The following is a 24,434-nucleotide window of genomic DNA, read 5'->3' on the forward strand; positions in this document are numbered from 1 at the left end:
CAAACTAATATTGTGCTCACTTTGTTCTTTGGAGACCGCAATGCAGTATCTTCCGACCGCTTTCTCTAACTTGTCCTTTGCTTGGAAACTTTACAACTACGGGCTATCTGGAAAGATTAATCGAGAAGAACTGGACATAGACCTAACGTTTCAAGAGGGGAATATGGTTTTCGTGCTTCCCCAAAAAATATTTGACAGCGATGACCAATTGATCGTTGCCCTTGAGAATAACCTCGTAATTGCTTTCGGCGCAGCTGCAATAACACTCAATAGAGCGCGAGAAGAACAAGGTTTAAGACTGCCGCAGGACATTGCAACCGATGCAGATGCTTGCGTGCATGCAATCTACCAAATAAGAAATGCCTTCGCTCACGACATCGCGCAGCCAACTTGGGAAATTAGAAATACGCGCTTTCAGCGAAAATATGCTTTTGGTGGCATTGAAATTGACCTGACCAACCGAAATGGCGAACGTTTCCAATATGAACATATCGGTGGACCTGATGTACTCGAACACATCAAGAATTATGCTGAACAAGAAGTTTTTCTGTGCCGTCCTAAAATACGTTGACGGTTTTACTTGAGCCAGCGGATGATCATCCGCTGGCTTTTTGATGCACATTTTCTGGAGTTTGCATTTCCAGAGAGATGTGCGGTCGGATGGTATTGTAAGTATCAACGGCCTCTTTGACCAGTTTACGGAGATCCTCGAAAGTTTTGCACCGGTGTAAGAGGAACTCCTGTTTGAGAATACCGTTCATGCGCTCGGCCAAGGCATTCTGATAACAATCATAGCCATCGGTCATTGACGGTGTAATTTGATGTTTTCTCAACACCTCCTGATAACAGCCTGAACAATATTGGAGCCCCCGATCAGAATGGTGGATCAGCGGCTCTTTGGTGATCCGGTTTTTGATTGCTTGCTTCAAGGCTCCGACAACCTCAGAAGCGGCCATGCTGTGGCTCAGCACATGCCCCATGATCTTGCGCGAGAAGGCGTCTGTCACCAGTGACAGATAATGCACACCTTCATCACTCTCGATATAGGTGATGTCGCTGACAAACACTTGCTCAGGGCGGCTTGGCTTGTGCCCTGCCAACAGGTTCGGATGCTTTCTCATCCAGTGTTTGCTGTGGGTGGTTTTGGTGTAATTCTTTCGTGGCTGTACCAGAAGACGATGCTCTCTGAGCCAGTCAAACAAACGGTCACGCCCCATCTTGATGCCAAGACGACGCAAGTCATCCTGCAGCAAATGATAGAGTTTACGTGCGCCAATCCGGGGCATATGCTGGCGCAAGCGCATGACGCAATCATAAAGTGGTGCGAGCTGTTCCTGTCGTCGGCAACGGCGTTGCAACAACTGGTAAACCGACTGCCTTGAAAGACCAAAACATCGACAGGTCCGGCTCAGACTGACTTGCCCTTGCGCCTGTAATGTTCTCGCAGTTCGGATAAGTACTTTTTTCGCAGACCCGCTCCATATTCCTCATCCATGATGGTGATCATGCCATCCATCACCATGACGCGGATCCGTTCGTCTTCAAGCTCCCTTTCAAGGCGCTTGATCTTCTGTTCAGGCGTTTCTTTCAATGGGGACATGGCTTTGTGCCTCGTTGTCGACCAGTCAAGCTTACCATGTTTGCGCAACCACTTCAGGACAGTACTACGGCCCTGTATGCCATACCGCATCTGTGCCTGCTTGTAGGTCATTTCGCCCTTTTCGACCTGTTCTACAACAGCCAGCTTAAAGCCCATATTGTAATCACGTTGTGTGCGCTTACGGCGCTCTATGCCTGACATCGACATTGTCATCTCCTATAGGTGACAACGTATTTCAGGACGAGACATTCACTTGAATTAGGACGGCAAGCACTATGCTGCCTTTATCCGCATCGCTGCTTCGTGATCAAGCAGCCATTTCTTGCGCTCAAGCCCACCGGCATACCCCGTCAATGTCCCGTTTGATCCAATCACACGGTGACACGGTACGATGATTGAAACCGGGTTAAGTGCATTGGCGCGTGCGACCGCCCGCACGGCCTTTGGATTACCAAGATCATTGGCAAGTCCGGCGTAGGAAACGCTTTTACCATTGGGGATCTTGATCAATGCATCCCAAACCGATTTCTGAAAATCGGTTCCGATCATATTAATATCCATCATCGGAAGTGACATAACGTCACCTGCGAAATAGCCATCAAGCCACGCAGTGATGGGTTTTGGGACTTCTCCCCCTTCCATCCATTCAAGTTTTTTAAAACGTCGCGTCTGAATGTTTTTCAGGCGGTCGTCATTATCTTCGAAATCAAGATGCACCAGTTTTCGATCAATCGTGGCAAGTGACAGTTTCCCAATCGGACTTGCATGGCGCACAACGTTGATTTTCAGGGTCATCATCATTCTCCTTCAAGGGCGGACCAAAGATATTGCGCGGCATAAGCCCGCCATGGTCGCCAACGTTCCGAGTGATCATCAAGTGCCTTGGCCTTATCCGGGCCGCCGCCCATGGCAGATGCCTTGAGGATGCCCAAATCAGCCGCAGGAAAGGCATCCGGGTCGCCAAGCCCGCGCAGACCAAAGTAATTAAGCGTCCACGGCCCAATTCCCTTGATCGCGGTCATGGCCGAAATCAGATCTTCACCAGCTTTCTGATCGCAATCAGGCTGAGCAAACAGGTTAATCACATCGCTTAATGTCTGCGCCCGGCGTGTCGTCAGGCCAATGGGCATCAATTCCTGTCCCACCAATCGTTCGGGTTCTGGAAACAGGTGTGTAACGCCGGTTTCTGAGACCAGATCATTTGGTAAGGCCTCGCCAAATTTTGCGACAATCCGTCCGGCCAATGTTCGGGCCGCAGCAACCGATACCTGTTGCCCAAGAACAGCACGCATTGCCAGTTCAAACCGGTCCCAACATCCCGGCACACGAAGGCCGGGGCGTTTTTCAACCAAGGGCGACAGAAGGATATCATCGGCAAACTGTGCGGTGATCGATGGAACATCCGCGTCCAGATCAAACAGGCGACGCACCCGCCCACCGATCTCAAGCACAGCTTCACGGGCAGGACCGCGCAAGATCACATCCACCCCACTTTGATCCGGACTGAAATGACATATCATCAGACCAACCCCGCCCCCGATCCGAAAACCACGGGCATAGATGCGGTCGCGCACGGTCTCCAACCCCGGAATGGCGCGTGCCCGGAAGAATGCCAAAAGGTACTCGGCATCAAACGGCTGACGCGCGCGCAGACGTAAAATCAGATCATCGTTGCGCGGGGCAAATGGGTCATCGGGTTTGGATGACTTTTGTATCTTGGGTTTAATCCCCCGACGGAAGGCCGTCGGGGCCTGATCATAGGCAAGTTTCATCGCATCATTGAACCGCCGTAAACTGCCAAACCCTGCGATATCGGCGATTTCTGTCATGGTCAGGTTGCTATCGACAATCAACTGACGTGCGCGCAACAACCGCCGTGCCTTGGCATGTTCTTGCGGCGTTACACCTGTATGTTCCTTGAATATCCGGCGCAGGTGACGGTCGCCCACCCCAAGCCGATCCGCCAGATCAGCAATGGAGCCACCTTCAAGAGCGCCTTCATCAATCAAACGCACAGCACGGGCAACAGTTGCATGAACCCCTGCACTTGCCGGACTGCCCGGTGCGGCTTCGGGGCGGCATCGCAGGCACGGGCGAAACCCGTGGGCGATGGCAGATTCTGCGCTGGGATAAAATTCGACATTCACGCGTTTGGGCGTGACGGCCGGGCATATCGGACGACAAAAAATCCCGGTGGTCAAAACCGCAGTATAAAACCGCCCGTCAAATCGACGGTCCCGGGTTTTCAGGGCCTGATAGCATATGTCGTTATTAAGCTGTTCCATGTCCGGCAGTTTAGCAGAACGATTAAATAAAACTCGCCAGATTCGGACTCAGACGTCAAAGCGGGCTTCTGCCCTAGTTCAGCGGAATGTCATTGCCAGATTTTCCATCCTGATACAGATCAGACAGACGGTCATATTCATCTGATATTGCACGCGCACGGTCCCGGAATGCCGACTGATTGCCTTCTGGCAACTCGCCAACCATCGCCATCATGGAATGGCTATCCCAGAATGCGTTGGATTTGTTGTATTCGCCGTCCTTGAGGGTGAAGACCTCGCCCATGATTTTCAGATCATGGGGTATGGCAAAGGCATCGCGCGAATCTTCATAGGAAAAGAAATAATAGAAATTATCAAACCCGGCCCAGGTGATCGCCGACAGACACATCGAGCATGGCTCATGCGTCGACAGGAAAATCAATTCCGACGTTGCTGGGCGCTGATCAGCAGGAATTTCATAAAACCGCTTTAAGCAATGCACTTCGCCGTGCCACAGGGGATTTTCGGTTTCGTTATTGGTTTCTGCAATCACCAGCGAATGATCAGACTTGCGCAAGATCGCGGCACCAAACAGCTTATTGCCACCTTTAACCCCAGCCCGTGTTTTGGGCAAAATATCGTCTTCTAAAACGGAGAACAATTTGCCCAATAGTTTCTGGTTAGCAGTTGCTTCTGACATATTGGCGGCCCCTGATGAAGGTAAGTGTGCGATGTCGCTATTTCACCGTGACGGAGCCGCCATGCCAACTCATTTCTCGTAAAGCATGCTGCGAAACAGCCTATCGAATGCCTTTACAATCAGATACCGCGTATAATCCCGTCATTGTCGGGAAGCTGGCGATGCTCCGGCGCGACAGGTAAATAGAAATCTCGGTCCAGCAAAGTCGTAACCGCAATCAACCTTTCGGATTTGGCATCCCGAACCTTTGTGATCAAGGCATGATCAACAGGTGACATCTGACGGATTTTTGTAACCTCGAAAATCGGACCGTTCGGAGTAGCAAGTTTGAACTGGTCGCCTATTGCGACCGGACCAAGAGAGTGTTGGGCCATTTGGGACTTCACCTGACATTAGACGTTTGCTCGGCACTCTTCCTACCAGTAACCAGCGATGAATTGGTAATTTGTTATTGCTTGGTAGGCATAGCTTAAAGGCACCATGGCAAAACTATTCGTCAATTGTGTGACAGAAACGGAAATTTTTTAGGCATCCCGCATTTTTCTGCGGGTTTCAGCACCTTCAATTTACCTGCGAACAGTATTCCAAAAGCAAAACACCCCGCCCAAAATTAACGGGGTGTTTTAAATTTCAAATGGTTAGGATCAGAACCGACGTCTGATCAATCGATATCTTCGATCTCGCCAGCCGATCCGGTGACCTTTGCCGCCAAAGCCGCCGCCATAAAGGCATCCAGATCACCATTCAGAACGCCCTGCGTGTCGGACGTTTCCGTTCCGGTCCGCAGATCCTTGATCATTTGATAAGGCTGCAAGACATACGATCTGATCTGATGGCCCCAACCGATATCGGTTTTGTTGTCTTCAACTGCCTGTGCTTCGGCTTCGCGTTTTTTCAGCTCGGCCTCATACAAACGCGCTTTGAGCATCTTCATCGCCGTTTCGCGGTTTTTATGCTGTGATCGGTCGTTCTGACACTGGGCAACAATCCCGGTCGGAATATGGGTCATACGTACCGCAGAATCGGTACGGTTAACGTGCTGACCACCGGCACCCGATGCCCGGTAGGTATCAACACGAAGATCCTTATCAAGGATTTCGATATTGATATCGTCATCAATCACCGGATAGACCCAGACGGATGAGAAGCTGGTATGGCGACGGGCAGAACTGTCATAGGGCGAAATACGCACCAGACGATGCACACCGACTTCGTTCTTAAGCCAGCCATAAGCATTATGGCCCGAGACTTTATAGGTCACCGATTTGATACCGGCTTCCTCGCCATTGCTTTCTTCAAGCATTTCAAGCTTGTATTTCTTGGACTCTGCCCAACGATAATACATGCGTGCCATCATGCTTGCCCAATCCTGTGCTTCGGTACCACCGGCACCAGCATGGATTTCAAGATAAGCATCATTGGCGTCTGCTTCACCAGAAAGCAGGCTTTCGAGTTCACGCTGCGCTGCAATCGCCTGGATGCTTCGCAACCCGTCTTCGGCTTCCTTGACCGTATCGTCGTCGCCCTCGGCTTCGCCAAGTTCGATCAGTTCGATATTGTCATCAAGCTCTTGAGCGAGCTTTTTATAGCCATTAATCGCATCATCAAGCTGGGTACGTTCACGCATGACTTTCTGCGCATTGGCGGCATTGTCCCAAAGGGTCGGGTCTTCGGCCAGTGCGTTCAGTTCGTCAAGGCGTCTAAGTGCGTTATCCCAGTCAAAGATGCCTCCTCAGCAGTGCCATCGACTGCTTGATTTCATCGACCAATGCCTGTGCTTCAGCGCGCATTGACGTCTCCGTTATTCATCTGAAATTCGTTTGGCCACATGGTGTAGTGGCAACCTCGGCGCCGCTTATAACAGCTTTTGCCGCAGTTGAAACCCCTGCAACATTGCAAAAACCCGGCGCAATTTCTGCGCCGGGTTTGAGATCGCTTTTATCGGTGGGTCTTTAACAAGATCAGTAAATTCCACCCGGTCCTGAAACAGCGCCACCGCTGTTTTCTGCACTTCCGCCGCCGCTATAGCCGCCATCAATGACATTCTCATTTGATGCCGGAATAGTACCGGGTTTGAAGGCTTCCCAAATGACACCCTGATCCCCCGGACGGGCCGGAAGACCTGTTCTGGATTCAACCCGAACCATCCGAATACCCGGAGGAGTCCGGAACGGAATGGCCTTGGTTCCTTCAAGCGCACCACGCATGAACTCTTTCCAGATCGGGGCTGCGGCACTGGCACCTTGTTCCTTGTCACCAAGGGATCGGTTATCATCAAAGCCAACATAAACACCAACCGCCAAATCCGGCGAAAACCCGGCAAACCATGCATCCCGCGAATCATTGGTTGTGCCGGTTTTGCCCGCCAACGGATAACCAAGTTCGGCAATGCTACGGCCGGTCCCGCGTTCAATCACACCTTCAAGGATATGAACCATCTGAAACGCGCTGGACGGATCGGTCAGTTGTTCACGGGTATCGGGAAGGTCCGGCGGCATCTGATTGCGGAAAGTCACATCCTGACATTGTGCGCATTCACGTTCATCGCGACGGTAAATCACGTTGCCACGACGGTCCTGAATACGGTCAATCAGGGTCGGGGTGATTTTCTTGCCGCCATTCACCAGTTCGGCATAGGCCGCTGTTAACCGCATGACGGTCGTTTCAGCCGCACCAAGTGACATTGACAGAACTTCTGGCAACTCATCAACAATGCCAAAACGTTCTGCATAGTCGGCAACGACGGGCATACCAATGGTCTGCGCCAAACGCACGGTCATCAGGTTTCGCGACTTTTCAATCCCAAGGCGCATGGTCGAAGGACCATAGAACTGACCGCTATAGTTGCCCGGTTTCCATTTGCCAAGTCCCGGCCCCTGATCGATCACGAATGGTGCATCAAGAACCAAGGTTGACGGGGTAAATCCTTCATCCAGGGCCGCTAGATAAACAAACGGCTTGAATGCCGATCCCGGCTGACGACGGGCCTGTGTTGCCCGGTTGAATTTCGACAAAGCATGCGAGAAACCGCCCGCCATTGCCAAAACACGTCCCGTATGCGGATCCATTGCAACCAAGGCCCCGTTCACATTGGGGATTTGGCGTAAACCATAGGTATTTGGCGGAAGCTTTTCACCATCAAGTTCGGCAAAATGTTTAACGTAAATAACATCGCCCGCTTTGATCACATCAGACGGCCGACCAACAACCGCCCCCAATGTCTGTCCCTTTTGCCACGGACGCGCCCAAGTCAGGAAGCGCAGGGGAATTCGGCCCTCCTCACCCGACAGAAGGCCAAGTTTGGCTTCATTCGCATCAGTTGACATGACAACTGCACGTTCCCACGGAACGTCACTTGGCGTTTCGATTTCGCGCAAGGCCTGCTGCCAGTTTCCGTCAAGCTCAATCGTCGTGATCGGTCCGCGCCAGCCATGGCGGCGGTCATACTCGACCAATCCATCAAACAGGGCCTTGTCGGCAACTGTCTGCATATGGGGATCAACGGTCGCACGCACGGAAAGTCCGCCGTCATAAAGCATACCTTCGCCGTAACGGTCGACCAACTGACGGCGGACTTCTTCAGCAAAGAAATCAGCCTGATAGGTATCAACAGATTGGCGTGATTTGCCTTCAAGCGGGGCCGACCAAGCTGTTTGTGCTTCGGCTTCGGTGATGTATTTTTCTTCAAGCATCCGGCCAATCACCCAGTTCCGGCGTGATTTGGCTTCGTCATGGTTGCGGACCGGATGATAATTCGATGGTGCCTTTGGCAGGGCAGCAAGATATGCGGCCTCTTCGACATTCAGCTCATCAAGCGATTTGTCGAAATAGCGCAAGGCAGCTGCGGCAACGCCATAACTGCCACTGCCGAGATAAATCTCGTTCAGATACAGCTCAAGGATATGTTCCTTGGAAAAGGCGCGTTCAATACGGAAGGACAGGATCGCTTCCTTGATCTTGCGCTCATAGGAAACTTCGTTGGTCAGAAGGAAGTTTTTGGCGACCTGCTGGGTGATGGTTGATGCACCAACCGGACGACGCCCCGTCCCCAAATTGACAACGTTGGTTACAGCCGCGCGCAGAACCGAAGCAAAATCAATCCCCGGATGGGAGAAGAAGTTTTTATCTTCGGCGGCAACAAAAGCATCCACCACCTTATGCGGGATGGCGGTATAGGGAACGAACACCCGTTTTTCACGCGCATATTCAGCAATCAACGCCCCATCAGACGCATGAACGCGTGTCATGACCTCTGGCTCGTAATTTTCAAGCTGGGTGTAATCGGGCAGATCCTGCCCAAAATGCCAGAAAATAGCGATAACACCGGCGCCGCCAGCAATCCCCATCAGAAACAGAAAGCCAAAAATACTTAGTAAAATTCGCATGTAAGCAGGTCTTTTTCGTTTTGTTGGCCTGATGTCAGGGACTTACCCCAAGAACCGCGCATCTTCATGCACAACCATCAGAAATGCAATGTCCCAGCAGATATCCGGTCAGATATGACCGCACCCTCGCACTTAGCCCTAGTATAGCGGCAAAAAAGTGACAAGGTTGTGATAGCACGCATGCAGGAGGCTTTTTTGTTTCAACATCACACCAAACCGCTATCTGTTTTGCGTGATATCAAATGATCGCCGTCGCTGCGTATGTCACACCGCGCAGACACCTTCTTAGCACACCTTCATATTAGAATTTGTGTTTCTCGAAGTAGATATCAATCGCACGCAAGACTGCCTCGGCGATCTTTTTGCGATGTGCCGGGCTTTGCAAAAGCTTGGCATCGGTTGCGTTTGACAAATATCCCATTTCAAACAGGGCTGATGGAATATCGGGCGCCTTAAGCACGGCAAACCCGGCAAAGCGATGGGTTCTGCGTTGTAATTCGATGCTTTGTGCCAACTGGCTAACCATGTTAGCCGCCAAAGTCGCCGACAGGTTCATGGTTTCGCGTTGGGCAAGATCAATCAGAATGCTTTGAACCAATGAATTTTCATCTGAAAGATCAATGCCGGCAATCACGTCTGATTTATTTTCTTTCGATGCCAGTGCTGCGGCTTCTTTATCTGACGCGTTTTCAGACAGGGTATAAACCGATCCACCGCGATGTTTCGGGTTACCGATTGAATCGGCATGCAGTGAAATAAACAAATCAGCGTCATTTTTACGCGCAATTTCAACGCGCTGCCGCAATTTCAGGAAAACGTCCTTGTCGCGTGTCAAGATCACGCGATAGCGCCCGGTCGCCGTCAATGTATCGGCAAGTTGGCGGGCAGCCGCCAATGTCAGGTCTTTTTCATAGACATTGCCAACCCCGATGGCACCGGGATCGACCCCGCCATGCCCCGCATCAATGGCGATCAGGGGTTTCTCATCCCCGCCGCGTCCCGACGTCACAGCGACATCAACGCTTTGTTCGGTCACACTGGTGTCATTTCGACTGCGTGCAGAATACGCCACCATGCTTTCGCGCGACGCATTGAGAAACGCATCGCGGGATGATGACTTCAAATCCACGACCAATCGATTGGGCTTCCCGTCCGATGATGGCAATGAGAAGATTTTTGAAACCAGCGACGGTTCGGCAACATCCAGGACAACACGGAAAGTGCCAGGTTTAAACAGGCCATAGCGCAAGCCCGAAATCAGGCCACCACCGGATGTCACCTTGCCCGGAGGGGCGCTCCAGTCGATTTCAGGCATATCAATGATAATGCGATACGGATCGGGCAGCAGGAAATATGTAAATTCAACATCCCGATCAAGATCGATCACAAACCGTGTGTAATCGGGATAAACGCCAAGACGCGCGCCAAGAACTTTGGCGGCTTGTGCATGGGCGTTTGACGCAACCAACTGGGCTGAAAACAGCAGCAAAAACAATAACGCTGCCATTTTAAACAGCGTTTGAAAGCGCCGAGACAATGTTACATTTCGCACAATGGAATGTGGTTTTGCATGCGGTGAATTCATGTGTCGTGTTTGCGCCTATATACCTTGCCAAAGGATGTGATACCCGCTTATAGCAATGCGTTGGTTAACGGGCAATTGACCAAACAAAGAACTTAACAGTCGCAACCTTTGCCGCGTCACGATCAATTCACGATCGCCCGACAGGGGAAAAACTTTGCTTTTTCATAGATTTGCCCAAAATTGATCGCCAAAGGTGAAATCGCGCAGAAACCTTCGCGTTTTTATCCGGTCACGTCAGAAAGTCGTCATCCGGTGTAACAAAACTGTTTGTCGCAGGAGAATAAACCGGATATGTTGCACCCGAGATTCCTATGCTTTGTGGTAAGTACACAAAACGCCACCAGGCTGAGGACGCGACTAGTACAGTTCTCTAGGTCGGTGTCTCGGTGACGCGGCAATTCCCGCTCCCGATAGAGCCCTCCTGAAAAAGGCTGTCTTGGCGCGCTCGAAAATTACGCAAGCTATTTTGTTTCAACACCAAAACCAGGTCCGAACCGGAAGAGCAGCCGCCACGCGATGAACCATATACAATCAGGACATATCGCGATCTTTATGGACGGCGCCTCCGGTCACGCCGGTTTGTTTGCATACCAGCGCAATAATGCGCGTAGCATAGAACTGGCGGGGCCTCCAGGAACAGGTTCCGAATGGTCAAACGCATGCTTATCGATGCGACGCACGCGGAAGAAAGCCGTGTCGTCGTTATTAACGGAAATCGCCTAGAAGAATACGACGTCGAGACTTCGACGAAAAAACAAATAAAGGGAAACATCTATCTCGCGAAAGTGACGCGGGTAGAACCATCTCTGCAGGCGGCTTTTGTTGATTATGGTGGAAACCGTCACGGTTTCCTCGCCTTTAGCGAAATTCATTCTGATTATTACCAAATCCCGGTTGCTGACCGCGAAGCCCTGACGCAGGGGCATAACAAGGTAAAAGACGCCGAAATCGTCGAAGATAATATCGACGGTGGCGACGACAATCAGAAAAAAGAAAAGAAACCCACCCGTTCACGTTCCCGCCGCAAACCGCGCGCAAAGGACAAGGACGAAACCGTCGAAACCAACGACGGTGAGACTGTTGCGACCGAAGGTGCTGCATCTGCAGACGCCCCGGCAACCGATGCGACAACCGACGCAAGCGGAACTTCCGATGAAGAAGATTCCAAACCGCGCCGCCGCCGCACGCGCAACCGTCGCAAAAAATCCGACGAAACAGAAACATCTGCAGCAGACGCATCCGCAACCGAAGCCCCGGCTTCAGGTAACGATGCCGACAGCGGTTCGAACGGCGATGACACACCGACCGGCGGCAATGCCGCAATGTCGGCAGAAGTTGCTGAACTGAGCGTCGATGTGAATGCAGATGACGACGACGACACGGCAACCTCTTCGGAAGCCGAATCGGATGTAAGTCCTGTTGCCAAAGAAGACGATGTAAGTCCTGTTGCCAAAGAAGACATTGAAGATTTTGGCGGCGATGATTCCGACGAGTTTGTCGAAACACACAGCCGTCAGCTTCAGAAACGCTATAAAATTCAGGAAGTGATCAAACGCCGCCAGATCATTCTGGTTCAGGTCGTTAAAGAAGAGCGCGGGAACAAGGGTGCTGCCCTTTCGACCTTCCTGTCGCTGGCTGGTCGCTATTGCGTTCTGATGCCAAACACCCCGCGTGGTGGTGGTATCTCGCGCAAGATTACCAATGCCCAGGATCGCAAACGTCTGAAATCGATTTTGGCCGATCTGGAAATTCCGGACGGCATGGCAGTGATCGTTCGTACCGCAGGGTCCGAACGCACCAAAGCCGAAATCAAACGCGATTTCGATTACCTGATGCGCCTATGGGATCGTATCCGCGAAACCACGCTTCAGAGTCAGGCACCGTGCCTGATTTATGAAGAAGCCGATTTAATCAAACGTTCCATCCGCGATCTTTATGCGCGTGATGTTGATGAAGTCCTGGTCGAAGGTGACGAAGGTTACCGGATTGCCAAAGACTTCATGAAAATGTTGATGCCTTCGCATGCAAAGCGCGTACAGCCTTATAAAGATCAGGGCGTTCCGCTGTTCCACCGTTTCCAGGTGGAAAGTCAGCTTGATGCGATGCTTAACCCGACCGTACAACTTAAATCCGGTGGTTATATCGTCATCAACCCGACCGAAGCATTGGTCGCGATTGACGTTAACTCCGGCCGTTCGACCCGTGAACGCAACATCGAAGAAACCGCTTACAAGACCAACCTTGAAGCCGCCGAAGAACTGGCCCGCCAGCTTCGTCTGCGTGACCTTGCCGGTCTGATCGTTGTCGACTTTATCGACATGGAAGATCACCGCAATCAGGCATCGGTTGAACGCAAGCTTAAAGAAGCAATGCGCAATGACCGTGCCCGTCTGCAGATTGGTCGCATCAGCCCGTTTGGTCTGCTGGAGATGTCGCGCCAACGCCTGCGTCCGTCGCTGGTGGAAAGCGCGTTTGAAGTTTGCGCGCATTGCCGTGGTGTTGGCCTTGTGCGTTCGATCGAAAGTGCTGCTCTTCATCTTCTGCGTGTTCTTGAAGAAGAAGGCATGCGCCGCCGTTCCGGTGCACTGACCGTCCATGTTGCAAGTGAAGTTGCGCTTTATATTCTGAACCGCAAGCGTGAAACGCTGGCCGAAATCGAACAACGTTATGGCTTTACGGTCATGATCTTTGGCGATGACAGCCTGATTTCGCCAGATCACCGCATTGAACGCTCCCGCGCGAAAAAAGGTGACGAGCTTGACGAAACGCCTTCGGCTGTTCTCAACACCGACAGTGTATCGCTGACTGCGATTGAAAATCCGGTTGATGCGGATGAAGACGAAGAAGAAGACGAAGAAGAAGTCGCAACCACGGTAACCGGTGATGACGAAAAACAGGGTGGCAAACGCCGCCGTCGCCGTCGCCGTCGTGGCCGTAATGACGACCGGGAAGAACGCACCGAACAACAGCAGGAAGCATCACCCAATGATGCCGAAGATGCTGATGGTTCGGACGAAGAAAACCCGGATGACGATGACGAAGAAAGCCAGCGCAAGCGCCGCCGTCGCGGCAAGCGTGGTGGTCGCCGCCGTTCACGTCGCCCGGATTTCGAAACCAATCGCACCCGTTCGCCAAACGATGATCCGGCCCTGACGGCTGCACGCCGCAACCGTGATCACGAAGCACCGGACGGTTCAGCAGAAGACGTATCTGTTGATGCCGACAGCGAAGGTCAGGATGCCGACAGTTTCGATCAGGAAGGCGTTCGTATCGGCCGCAGCCGTAGTACGACAGCCCCGGCCCCGGCCCGTCCGCGCCGTGATCGCAATGACAACCGTCGCAACCGCCGCGATCGTAATGCACGTCAAGCCAATAAGGACGGCAGCACGGATCGTGGGGATGTGAAAAACATTCCGATCCAGTCCGGCCCGGCACCGGAAGCTGCTGTTGACAGCAAATCTGAAACCAGCGCGCCTGCACCGGCAAGCGCACCGGCTGAAGTAAGCGCAACCAGTGCGTCAACGGCACCCGCCAAAGCCCCGCAGGAAACTGCACCGGCACCAAAGGCCGAAGCACCAGTAGAAAAACCTGCTGCGCCAAAGCCTGCTGAACCGGTTAAAGCTGAAGCACCGACACCTGCTCCTACGCCTGCCCCGGAAGCTGCACCTGCTGCAGAACCGAAAAAGGACGAGAAACAGGAACCGAAGAAACGCGGTTGGTGGAGCCTTGGTCGTTAAGACCAACATCTAAACCAAATAAAAAGGGCTGCCCGGTTAATCGGGCAGCCCTTTTTCGTACCAATCCCACAGTTCAGATCAGCGCTTCCAGTTCTGAAGCGCTTTGACCGCACCGATCATGGTTGCTTCGCTGTGCGCAAAGGAAAATCTTACATATCCCTTGCCGCGCATTCTGTCGAAATCCGTGCCCGGTGTGGTGGCAACACCGGTTTCATCCAGCATCTGACGACAAAACGCTTCGCTGTCCTTGGTCAGTTCGCGAACATCGGCATAAAGATAAAACGCACCATCCGCCGGGGCGAACTTGGTAAATCCTGCCTTGGGTAGTCCATCAAGCAGGATTTCGCGATTACGGGCATAGGCAGAAATATTGGCCTGAAGTTCATCTTCGCAGTCAAAAGCGGCTACGGCTGCGATCTGTGACAATGCCGGGGCCGAGATAAACAGGTTCTGCTGCAAACATTCCACCGCCCGCATCAGATCCGGCGGCACCACCGCCCAGCCCAGACGCCAGCCCGTCATGGAAAAATATTTCGAAAAACTATTGATAATGATGGCCTCATCACCGAATTCAAGGGCGGTACATTCGGCAACGTCGCCAAACGAAATACCCTGATAAATCTCGTCACTGATCAGGCGAATGCCGTTGTCGCGGCAATAGGTTGCCAGTTCGCGGTAGGTTTCAACGTCAATCATGCTACCCGCCGGGTTTGACGGGCTGGCAACGATCAAACCATCAACCGGCTCATCAAGATCACGCAGCATCTGAACGGTCGGTTGATAATGGGTTTCAGGACCGGCTGGCAAATTGACCGTATCAATGCCAAGGGCACTTAGAATGTTGTGATAGGCCGGATATCCAGGTGCAGCCATCGCGACACGATCCCCGGCATCAAAGGCCGCAAGAAATGCCAGCACAAAGATCGAAGATGACCCACTGGCGACACAAACCCGGCTCGGGTCCACAGACACACCGAACTTGGTTTTATAGTGCCCTGCAATGGCTTCACGCAGCGGATCAATGCCCATGGCATTGGTATAGCCGATCAAGTCGGTTTCAAGCGCCTTGGCGGCGGCTTCTCGAACCTTGCGCGGTGCGGGCGTTCCCGGTTGGCCGACTTCAAGGTGATAAACGGCTTTGCCTTCATTCTCACGTGCATTGGCAGCACGCATCACGTCCATGACAATAAAAGGCGAAATCGCACCGCGAAGGGATTGTTTCAAAGCCATCTGTGAGGTCCTGAATTTTGTTTAACTAAAAAACAGGGCAGGACCAATAACGCCCTGCCCCGTTCGTTTCGTCGATCTATTATCGAACGCCAGCCATACCGCCACCAGCCGGATCAGCAATAAACTGACAGCTTTCTGGATGGGGTGGCGTACCTTCAAGGCAGCGGATGATGTTCACCGATGACGCACCTTGGGAATTAAGCGCAATCCCCGATGCCACCCCGGTACCGATCAAATCTTCTGCCATGGTGGCAATCTGTTTGGTGGCCCCGGCCGGTGTCCCGGTTCCGGCAATACCGTAATAATATTCCCAAACAAACGGGTTCACCATCAATGCCGGCCCAATCAACGGGGTCGCGGCCTGTGCCGCGTCCCCGGCGGCAAGGTTAAGACCAAATGCATCCGCACCAAGCCCGGCACCAAACGGTGTGTTCATCGTTGTCACACAGGCAACAGCATTTGCCGCACGGTCGATAATCACAAAACCACTCCGCCCCGAAAGCGCCTGTCCGGCATGATCCCCCGATGTGATATCGGCCAGATAACGGTTCAGGATATCGGCCAGTTCATCGCCCTGTGTGATTACGGACGCACCGGATGCCGAACGCGGCGGATAGGCAAGGTAAAGTGTTTCATTGCCGACTTTAACCTCGGTCGCGGTCTTCCATTCCGGACGATAGGTCCGCATGTCATCAGCGGTAAGTGTCCCGCCGGCCTGTGTCACCGCATTGGCAATATCAGCGCCAAGCGCACCACTATAGAAATCTCCCGGTCCTTTGACCCGCAAAGACGTCAAAAGGGCTGCCAGATTGACCGACCGAATACGGTCGCCGACCTGAAGCATCTTGCCATCTGGCATAAAGGTTTTGCGCAAAGCCGGGCTTGCTTCAATACGTGCACGGTTGGCTTCGATATCATTTACCAGTGACCGCGATACCGGAACCCCCAAACGGGCATATTGTTCAGCCGCACTCAGAAGCGACCGCCATTCCAGACGCCCATAGCGCGCGCTTAACGCATAAAGGCCACGTGGCACAGTTGGAATGGTTGTTGGTGTTTGACCGGCACGGGTCGAAGTGCCCGGACGTGGCCAGAAATCAAGAACCTCGACCTTTTTTGATGCCCGGTCATGCACCATGCAAACACCGCCACCGCCAATTCCGGCAACAGACGGTTTGGTGACTGTCATCGTGGCATAAAGCGATACAGCCGCATCCGCCGCCGTGCCGCCAGCCGACAAAACATCGCGGGCAATCCGCACAGAACGGGGTTCATCGCCGACAACGCCACCGAAATAACCGGTAACCGCCCCTATTTGACCAAGATTCTCTGTATTAGTACTACTGCAGGCAGCAAGTCCGGCAGTCATTGCGATTGCACACGCGATCCGCCATGATGGCTTACGCGTCGGCATTGAACCGACATCAGTCGAACGAAAATATGGAACGCACATTTTGCTCAGACGCATTATTACTCTCACTGCCATTTTCCTTGTCGTCCTGCCTAGCACGGTTTTCGCGCAGGGTCGTTCTTTTATCCGCGATACCGAGATCGAAGACACTCTTCGACTTTATGCCACGCCAATCTTCAAGGCGGCGGAACTCGATCCGAATGGTGTGTCCGTTTATATCGTTTCTGACAACAGCTTGAACGCATTTGTTGCCGGCGGCCAAAAGCTTTTTATCAATACGGGGCTCTTGTTAAAAGCAGAGACTCCAGAACAGGTTATTGGCGTGATGGCCCACGAAACCGGTCACATTACCGGCGGGCACCTTTCGCGCATCCATGATCAACTGCGCAATGCGTCGGCAATTTCCATTCTTTCGACGATTGCCGGGGTTGCCGCCGGGGTTGCCGCCGGGCGATCTGATGTCGGGACTGCGGCAATTTTGGGTGGTCAAAACATCGCAACCCGTAATTTCCTTGCCTATTCGCGGACACAGGAAAGCAGTGCTGATCAGGCGGGCGTAAAATACTTGACCGAAGCGGGCATTTCATCGCGGGGTGTTCTGGAATTTATGAAAACCCTTGAAGGTCAGGAATTACTCAGCACAGCAAGTCAGGACCCGTATATGCGCAGTCACCCACTGACAACCGAACGTGTCGAATTTTTGCAAAACTATGTTGCCAATTCGCCGTTGAAGGACACCAAAGTCAGCCCGGAGCTTTATGAACGTCACGCACGTATGCGGGCCAAACTTTATGCGTTTACAAACCAACTGCGAAACACACTGCGGACCTATCCTGAAAGCGACACCAGCATCGCTGCGCGCTATGCCCGCGCAATCGCCTATTATCAGAATTCCGAACTTGATCCGGCACTTGAGATTATCGAATCCCTGATCGCCGAAGAACCGGCCAATCCATTTTTCGAAGAACTTAAAGGGCAGGTATTGCTTGAATTTGGTCGGGCCAATGATGCAATTGCGCCGCTGGAAAAATCAACCGAGCTTGCAAATGGTGCGCCCCTTATCCGTCTTCTTCTGGCCCATGCCATGATTGAAACGGGAAAAGACGAGTATCTTGAACCTGCGAAAAAGAATTTGCTCGGCGTTCTTTCACGTGAACGGGGTAATGCATCTGCATGGCGTTTCCGCGCCATTGTTGAAAACCGTTTGGGCAACGAGGGTGAAGCATCCTTGTCACAGGCCGAATACAGTCTTTTGACCGGCGACAGACAGGCTGCGAGTTACCACGCAGTGCAGGCTGATCGAAAACTTGAAAAAGGTACCGCGGCCTGGCTGCGTTCCCAAGACATTCTGCAGGCGACCAATCCGGACGGCATTCCGGGTAAGGACAAGGACGAACCGCAGTGATCCCTTCGCTGTGGCGTGGTGTGAAACAGGTTTCTTTCAAAAGTAAAACCACACCACACCGACCGGGTTTGAACTGGCGTTTGGTTCTGTTGACCTTCTGCACCTTGCAGCTTGCCGGGTGTTCGCTTCCCGGTGCCGGAGTTGATGTTGGCGGGGATTTAAAACTTTTATATGCTCCCTTCTCGCTCAAAACACCGCCACGTTATTGGTATGTCAGCCAACAAGCGGGTCCAGCAGCCTCGATTGAGAACACCAGTGCCGATTCAGATCCCTCACCGTTGGCATGGCAGGACAAAGACGGCAGGATCGCCTTGGCCGCACGCCCGGGGCTTGGCGATTTTGACATTGGCCGACGCACGAATGTGGTTGTCCTTGCATCGCCCTATCTTTCCTTTGACTGGCAATTTAACAGCACGGCCCAAATCGGTGATGTAGAGCTGATCCTTGGCTTTCGTCGGCAAAACCAAGGAAACTGGTCAGAAAGTGATCTGGGATCAGGAAAACCTTCGATTGATCAAACCGTGCGTATTCCTGTCGGAAAGCAGTCTGTTCGTTACGGCGAATGGCAGCGGGAATATTTTGATTTATCAACACTCTATCGCCGCTATTGGCCGGATGCTAAAGGCGATGAAATTCGACTGGTATGGGTTGGGATCGTATCTGGCACGGAAAACCAAGCTTCTGTGAGTGGGATCACCTATCTAACGCATATTTTACTTTCCCGTTAGCGCTCTGATCACGTATCACATACCCATGACCTTCACCGTCGGTGATAAGCTTCAATGACAAAAGGACGCTCCATGAACTCCCAGATCGTTAAACGCACTCTTGGTGGTAGCGCAATCGCGGCAACCATGCTGTTTTGCGCACCCTTGGCGCTAGCTGATGAAATGTTGAGTGCCGGTCAGAAAACCGAGGTCGAAAGCGTCATCGAAGAATATCTGATGAAAAATCCGGATGTCCTTTTGCGCGCCATTCAAAATGTTCAAGCCTGGCAGGCCAGCGAGCAAGCCCGTGAGCAGTCAGCATCCATCGCCCCGGTTTGGGATGCACTGGTCGCAGATAGCTCTGTTCCATCGATTGGCCCGGTTGACGCGCCTGTCACCGTGATCGAATTTTTTGATTACCATTGTGGTTACTGCAAAAGCGCCTTTGACGGTGTGATGGAAATTGCCAAAGAACATGACGGCAAAGTGCGCACCATCTTTGTCGAATTCCCCATCCTGCGCGAAGAAAGTGCTGATGCCGCCCGGGCTGCCCTTGCCGCTGCCAAGCAAGGAAAATACATGGAAATCCACGAAGCCTTCATGAGTAACCGTGGCCTTCTTGATGAAGAACGCATCAATGATCTTGCGACCGGTGCCGGTGTGGATGTCGCAAAGATGCGTGAAGATATGAAATCGCCCGAAATCAATGGCATGCTTGCGCAATATTCCGCAATGGCCCGTTCTGTTGGCATCAGCGGTACACCGGCCTTCCTGATCAATGGAACGATGGTTTCCGGTGCTGATATGGATCGCGTGAATTCTTTGGTTCTCTCAGGGCTCGAAGACGCTTCCTGATTTGTGACGGGTTTGACGCCGCTGACTACTTTTGCAGTCATCCCGTTTCGCAAGCCAAACAAACAGTGCATTAATGAACAAAGGGCCGTTTCATATTCGAAACGGCCCTTTGTTTTAAATGGTCATCGCGTTTAACCGACGACGCCTAGATGATCCCGGCCAAAGGCGAGGACGGATCAGCATACTGTTTCTTGGGCATCCGTCCGGCCAGAAACGATTCACGGCCAGCAATGATGGCATGCTTCATCGCGCGCGCCATGCGGATCGGGTCTTTGGCCCCGGCGATTGCGGTGTTCATCAGAACCCCGTCACAGCCAAGCTCCATTGCAACGGCGGCATCTGATGCGGTGCCGACACCGGCATCGACCAGAACCGGCACATTGGCATTCTGTTTGATCAGCGCGATATTAACCGGGTTAAGAATACCCATACCCGATCCAATCAATGACCCCAACGGCATGATGGCGCAGCAGCCCATGTCTTCAAGCATCTTGGCCTGAATCGGATCGTCGCTGCAGTAAACCATGACATCAAAGCCATCCTTGATCAGGGCTTCGGCCGCGATCAGGGTTTCTGGCATATTGGGATAAAGCGTTGCCTGATCACCCAGAACTTCAAGCTTCACCAAGTTCCAGCCCCCTGCTTCACGGGCCAGACGCAAGGTCCGCACGGCGTCATCAGCGGTAAAGCAACCTGCTGTGTTGGGCAGATAGGTGTATTTCTTGGGATCAACATAATCGACCAGCATCGGCTGATTTGGATCGGTCAAATTCACCCGGCGTACCGCCACGGTGACAATTTCCGCACCGGATGTTTCAATCGCCACACGGGTTTCATCGAAATCTTTGTATTTTCCGGTCCCGACCAGCAAACGTGACGAAAACTTTTTGCCCGCAACAACAAAGCCTTCATCCCCCTGCGCAGCGGCAAGATCAGCTTCCTGTGAACCGCCCCCGATGAAATGAACGATTTCAAATTTATCGCCATCGCAAAGAAGCGTTTCGCCATATGCTGTTTTAGGAACAATTTCGAGATTGCGTTCGACGGCAACCTTGGTTGCGGCAATGCCAAGTTCGCCAAGCAGTTCCGCAACATTAGCGGCATTTTCGATATTGCGGTCTTCACCGTTGATCGTAAGGCGCATCTTTTTCGTTCAATCCCTGTCGTATTAAAATCTTCATGATTGCCGCGCAGTATGCGCAGCAGGTGGCCTTGAAGCAAGCGGTCTTGCGCCGCTTTTTTGCCTTAAGCCGCCGAAAGTCATTTGAAAGACAAAAGTCGGTCGACAATTGGCTTTGCAACCCTGTTCTGCGAAGACCATTGCAAAGTTGCGTCAGACTTTGGGCATGTTATAAACGCAATACCAATATCTTGAGCATCTTAGATCAGATGCGGCACTTCACCGGGATTATGGTGAACCGCATCTGAATCTGCAGAGATGTGTCAAACGGATGTCTGGGGTGAAATGACCTTGAACCTGATCAAAGACCACTGTGATCTATCGACACAGAACTCTATCAGTCTTTCATCTGCCATAAAGACAACAAAGAAGGTGACTTGGTTGACTTGTTTTGGGAAACCCGACAAGAAGATTCTGGCATTCTTTGCAATGCTGGGGCATATACGCACATATCGGTTGCGATCCTCGATGCAATTTGGGCATCAGATTTGCCGATGATCGAGGTCCATCTGTCCAATATTCAAAAACGGGATACGTTTAGACACCATTCAAACGTCTCGAAAGCTGCAAACGGTATGATCTATGGCTTTGGCTCCCAGAGTTATAAATACGCCCTGGATGCCATGCGCAGATTGATCCACACACCATCACAAAAGATATCGAAATGAGCAAGTTCAACATCGACAATGACGCCATTCGCCAGCTCGCCGAGCTGCTGGACGACACCAATCTGACCGAAATTGAAGTTGCCGCTGGTGACAACCGTATCCGCGTTGCCCGTCAGGGCCTTGTGGCCGCACCTGTTGCAGCCCCTGCTGCTGCGGCTCCGGTTGCGGCACCTGCTGCTGCACCCATTGATGCGGGTTCCCATCCGGGCGCTGTAAAATCCCCGATGGTCGGTGTCGTATACTTTGCACCGGAACCAGGTGCAGCACCTTTCATCTCGGTCGGTTCGACCGTTGCGGAAGGCCAGACCCTGATGCTGATCGAAGCGATGAAAACCTTCAATCCGATCCGCGCGCCGAAATCCGGTAAAGTGGCTCAGATTGTCGCCACCGACGGGCATCCGGTCGAATATGACGAAACGCTGATCATTATTGAATAAGCCGGGGTAAGAACCGCATGTTCGACAAAATCCTGATTGCCAATCGCGGCGAAATCGCGCTCCGTATCCAGCGCGCCTGCCGTGAAATGGGCATCAAAACTGTCGCGGTGCACTCCACCGCGGATGCAGATGCAATGCATGTTCGTCTTGCCGACGAATCGGTTTGCATCGGTCCGCCCGCATCCAAAGACAGCTATCTTAATATTCCTGCCATTCTTTCGGCTGCTGAAATCACCGGGGCAAACGCCATCCATCCGGGATATGGTTTCCTGTCGGAAAGTGCAGACTTCGCCGCAATGGTTGAAGAACACGGCTTTGCCTTTATCGGCCCGACGCCAGAGCATATCCGCACAATGGGTGACAAGATCACCGCAAAACAGACTGTGGAAAAGCTTGGTATTCCGGTTGTTCCGGGTTCTGACGGTGAAATCACCACCGTTGAAGAAGCCAAGAAATGCGCCAAAGAAATCGGCTATCCGATCCTGATCAAGGCATCGGGTGGTGGCGGCGGTCGCGGCATGAAAGTCGTTGAACGCGACGAAGACCTTACCGAAGCGTTTTCCATGACCCGTAAAGAAGCATTGCAGAACTTTGGCAATGCTGCGGTCTATATGGAAAAGTACCTTGGTAAACCGCGTCATATCGAATTGCAGGTTATTGGCGACACGCATGGCAATGCCGTTCATTTGTTTGAACGTGATTGCTCATTGCAGCGTCGTCACCAGAAGGTGCTTGAAGAAGCCCCCTCACCGACCCTAACACCGGAAGAACGTCAGCGTATCGGTTCGACCGTTGCCAATGCCATGATCGGTATGGGCTATCGCAATGCCGGGACCATCGAATTCCTGTATGAAAACGGCGAGTTCTATTTCATTGAAATGAACACCCGCCTGCAGGTCGAACACCCGGTCACCGAAATGATTTCGGGCGTTGACCTCGTGCGTGAGCAGATCCGCGTTGCAGCCGGCCTTGAATTGTCATTCAAACAAGAAGACCTTGAAATTCATGGTCACGCGATTGAATGCCGCATCAATGCCGAGGACCCGGAAACATTCGTTCCATCCCCGGGCAAGATCAAGGAATATCATGCTCCCGGCGGTCTGGGCGTGCGCGTTGATAGTGGTATTTATACCGGCTATTCGATTCCGCCCTATTACGACAGCATGATTGCCAAGCTGATTGTGCATGGTCGTGATCGTGAAGAATGCATGATGCGCCTGCGCCGTGCATTGGCTGAATACGCGATTGGTGGCATTAAAACCACCATTCCGCTGCATCAGAAGCTTCTTGCCAATCCGGACATCCAAAAGGGGGATTACGACATCCACTGGCTGGAAAAGTTCATGGGCATGAAATAAGCAATCACTGCTTATGATGATTTCAAACGGGAACCTCAGGGTTCCCGTTTTTTATTTCGGGCTTCGCTGACATCAGTTCACGATATCTGAATGACGAAACTCTTACATTTCATCGCACTGCCATCAAAAAGTTAATCAAAAACAGGTATTCTACAGGTCAGATTAAATTCTGATCTTGTCTGGATGGGCAGAGTTGCTCATATGTAAGCAGACCTCAGATAACAGGATTGAAACAATTATCTCTGCGATCATGTCCAACCAGTTGACCCCTGATCTGTTGATCCGAGCATATTCCGTCGGCCTATTTCCCATGGCTGAAAGCCATGATGATCCAACCCTTTACTGGATCGATCCGGAATGGCGTGGTGTATTGCCGCTTGACGGATTTCACGTGCCCCGCAGCCTGAAAAAGGCTGTGCGAAAAGGCACATATAAAATCCATGTTGATCGTGCATTTCCCGACGTTATCCGTGCCTGTGCTGAACCATCGGATAACCGCGACGACACATGGATCAATGACAATATCCTTGATGCCTATTGCGCCCTTCACAAGATGGGCTGTGCCCATTCAATCGAGGCATGGCTTGACGGTGAACTGGTTGGCGGACTGTATGGTGTGAGCCTTGGTAAGGCGTTCTTTGGTGAAAGTATGTTTTCACGGGCAACGAACGCCTCAAAGATCGCCCTTGTCCATCTGGTTGCCTTGATGCGTCAGGGCGGCTTTAGTTTACTCGACACCCAGTTTGTGAATGATCATCTCAAACAGTTTGGTGTTGTCGAAATCCCGCGCGAGCGATATCGCAATGAATTGGCCAAGGCATTGGCTGGACGGGCTAATCTCCCGTTTGAAGTTGAACCGGAAATCCTTGAACAAGTCCTTTCCAGCGGTGATAGTTAATCATCCCAACTGCC

Annotated in this window: 20 protein-coding genes; 9 read left to right on the plus strand and 11 right to left on the minus strand. The window is 52.2% G+C overall.

Features of this window, described 5'->3' with window-relative positions; all coding sequences use genetic code 11:
- Nucleotides 1-40: 40 nt before the first annotated feature.
- The gene (locus ACQ0MK_RS09430; RefSeq protein WP_430475790.1) at nt 41-571 is read left to right on the plus strand and encodes a hypothetical protein; all 531 of its coding nucleotides are present in this window, start codon (nt 41-43) and stop codon (nt 569-571) included.
- A 25-nt stretch (nt 572-596) separates the two neighbouring features.
- Here the strand turns inward: ACQ0MK_RS09430 and ACQ0MK_RS09435 are convergent.
- From ACQ0MK_RS09435 to ACQ0MK_RS09470, 8 genes are all read right to left on the minus strand, one after another.
- Nucleotides 597-1,807 (minus strand): IS3 family transposase gene (locus ACQ0MK_RS09435; RefSeq protein WP_430472884.1). Its coding sequence is split into 2 segments (ribosomal slippage): nt 597-1,468 and nt 1,468-1,807, totalling 1,212 coding nucleotides; the frame shifts between segments, so codons are not numbered across the junction.
- A gap of 66 nt (nt 1,808-1,873) precedes the next feature.
- Nucleotides 1,874-2,395, minus strand: coding sequence for a methylated-DNA--[protein]-cysteine S-methyltransferase (locus tag ACQ0MK_RS09440; protein ID WP_430475791.1), 522 nt, complete (start codon nt 2,393-2,395; stop codon nt 1,874-1,876).
- A gap of 2 nt (nt 2,396-2,397) precedes the next feature.
- Entirely contained in the window at nt 2,398-3,885 is a 1,488-nt protein-coding gene (locus ACQ0MK_RS09445) for a DNA-3-methyladenine glycosylase 2 family protein (protein ID WP_350160337.1), read from the minus strand.
- 73 nt (nt 3,886-3,958) lie between these two features.
- Nucleotides 3,959-4,564, minus strand: a complete 606-nt coding sequence (locus ACQ0MK_RS09450; protein WP_430475792.1) for a nucleoside deaminase — start codon at nt 4,562-4,564, stop codon at nt 3,959-3,961.
- Between the two features lie 119 nt (nt 4,565-4,683).
- The gene (locus ACQ0MK_RS09455; protein ID WP_350047441.1) at nt 4,684-4,938 is read right to left on the minus strand and encodes a hypothetical protein; all 255 of its coding nucleotides are present in this window, start codon (nt 4,936-4,938) and stop codon (nt 4,684-4,686) included.
- Between the two features lie 287 nt (nt 4,939-5,225).
- A protein-coding gene (prfB, locus tag ACQ0MK_RS09460) for a peptide chain release factor 2 (protein ID WP_350160341.1) occupies nt 5,226-6,354 on the minus strand; the annotation gives its coding sequence in 2 pieces (ribosomal slippage) (nt 5,226-6,284 and nt 6,286-6,354; 1,128 coding nt in all).
- A gap of 171 nt (nt 6,355-6,525) precedes the next feature.
- On the minus strand, nt 6,526-8,949 hold the full coding sequence (locus ACQ0MK_RS09465; RefSeq protein WP_350043275.1) for a penicillin-binding protein 1A: 2,424 nt from the start codon (nt 8,947-8,949) through the stop codon (nt 6,526-6,528).
- Nucleotides 8,950-9,250: 301 nt separating this feature from the next.
- A complete protein-coding gene (locus tag ACQ0MK_RS09470; RefSeq protein ID WP_430475793.1) occupies nt 9,251-10,456 on the minus strand; it encodes an N-acetylmuramoyl-L-alanine amidase in 1,206 nt (401 codons plus the stop codon).
- 725 nt (nt 10,457-11,181) lie between these two features.
- On the opposite strand from ACQ0MK_RS09470, the gene ACQ0MK_RS09475 reads away from it, so the two are divergent.
- Nucleotides 11,182-14,271, plus strand: coding sequence for an Rne/Rng family ribonuclease (locus tag ACQ0MK_RS09475; protein WP_430475794.1), 3,090 nt, complete (start codon nt 11,182-11,184; stop codon nt 14,269-14,271).
- 78 nt (nt 14,272-14,349) lie between these two features.
- Here the strand turns inward: ACQ0MK_RS09475 and ACQ0MK_RS09480 are convergent, their stop codons facing one another.
- Both ACQ0MK_RS09480 and ACQ0MK_RS09485 read right to left on the minus strand, forming a co-directional pair.
- Nucleotides 14,350-15,501 carry a pyridoxal phosphate-dependent aminotransferase gene (locus tag ACQ0MK_RS09480; protein WP_430475795.1) on the minus strand — a complete coding sequence of 384 codons (1,152 nt, stop codon included), beginning with the start codon at nt 15,499-15,501 and terminating at the stop codon, nt 14,350-14,352.
- Between the two features lie 79 nt (nt 15,502-15,580).
- Nucleotides 15,581-16,870 (minus strand): gamma-glutamyltransferase, encoded by a 1,290-nt coding sequence (locus ACQ0MK_RS09485; RefSeq protein ID WP_430475796.1) that lies wholly within the window; start codon nt 16,868-16,870, stop codon nt 15,581-15,583.
- Between the two features lie 85 nt (nt 16,871-16,955).
- Here ACQ0MK_RS09485 and ACQ0MK_RS09490 point away from each other — a divergent pair, with 85 nt between their 5' ends.
- The 3 genes from ACQ0MK_RS09490 to ACQ0MK_RS09500 all read left to right on the plus strand — a co-directional run bounded on the left by ACQ0MK_RS09490 (nt 16,956) and on the right by ACQ0MK_RS09500 (nt 19,879).
- Nucleotides 16,956-18,317 carry a M48 family metalloprotease gene (locus tag ACQ0MK_RS09490; protein WP_430475797.1) on the plus strand — a complete coding sequence of 454 codons (1,362 nt, stop codon included), beginning with the start codon at nt 16,956-16,958 and terminating at the stop codon, nt 18,315-18,317.
- Entirely contained in the window at nt 18,314-19,045 is a 732-nt protein-coding gene (locus ACQ0MK_RS09495) for a hypothetical protein (protein WP_430475798.1), read from the plus strand. Before ACQ0MK_RS09490 ends, ACQ0MK_RS09495 begins: the two co-directional genes overlap by 4 nt.
- 72 nt (nt 19,046-19,117) lie before the next feature.
- Complete coding sequence (locus ACQ0MK_RS09500) at nt 19,118-19,879, plus strand: DsbA family protein (protein WP_430475799.1); 762 nt, start codon at nt 19,118-19,120, stop codon at nt 19,877-19,879.
- A gap of 145 nt (nt 19,880-20,024) precedes the next feature.
- Here the strand turns inward: ACQ0MK_RS09500 and thiS are convergent, their stop codons facing one another.
- Nucleotides 20,025-21,023, minus strand: coding sequence for a sulfur carrier protein ThiS (gene thiS, locus ACQ0MK_RS09505; RefSeq protein WP_430475800.1), 999 nt, complete (start codon nt 21,021-21,023; stop codon nt 20,025-20,027).
- A gap of 383 nt (nt 21,024-21,406) precedes the next feature.
- On the opposite strand from thiS, the gene ACQ0MK_RS09510 reads away from it, so the two are divergent.
- From ACQ0MK_RS09510 to aat, 4 genes are all read left to right on the plus strand, one after another.
- The gene (locus ACQ0MK_RS09510) at nt 21,407-21,727 is read left to right on the plus strand and encodes a type II 3-dehydroquinate dehydratase (protein ID WP_350160349.1); all 321 of its coding nucleotides are present in this window, start codon (nt 21,407-21,409) and stop codon (nt 21,725-21,727) included.
- Nucleotides 21,724-22,164 carry an acetyl-CoA carboxylase biotin carboxyl carrier protein gene (locus tag ACQ0MK_RS09515; RefSeq protein ID WP_430475801.1) on the plus strand — a complete coding sequence of 147 codons (441 nt, stop codon included), beginning with the start codon at nt 21,724-21,726 and terminating at the stop codon, nt 22,162-22,164. The genes ACQ0MK_RS09510 and ACQ0MK_RS09515 overlap by 4 nt, the downstream gene beginning before the upstream one ends.
- Nucleotides 22,165-22,181: 17 nt before the next feature.
- Complete coding sequence (gene accC / locus ACQ0MK_RS09520) at nt 22,182-23,522, plus strand: acetyl-CoA carboxylase biotin carboxylase subunit (RefSeq protein ID WP_430475802.1); 1,341 nt, start codon at nt 22,182-22,184, stop codon at nt 23,520-23,522.
- 250 nt (nt 23,523-23,772) lie between these two features.
- Nucleotides 23,773-24,420, plus strand: a complete 648-nt coding sequence (gene aat / locus ACQ0MK_RS09525; RefSeq protein ID WP_350043263.1) for a leucyl/phenylalanyl-tRNA--protein transferase — start codon at nt 23,773-23,775, stop codon at nt 24,418-24,420.
- Nucleotides 24,421-24,434 lie beyond the last annotated feature (14 nt).

Origin of the sequence: Thalassospira lucentensis (genome assembly GCF_050516545.1) — a bacterium.
GTDB lineage: Bacteria > Pseudomonadota > Alphaproteobacteria > Rhodospirillales > Thalassospiraceae > Thalassospira > Thalassospira lucentensis_C.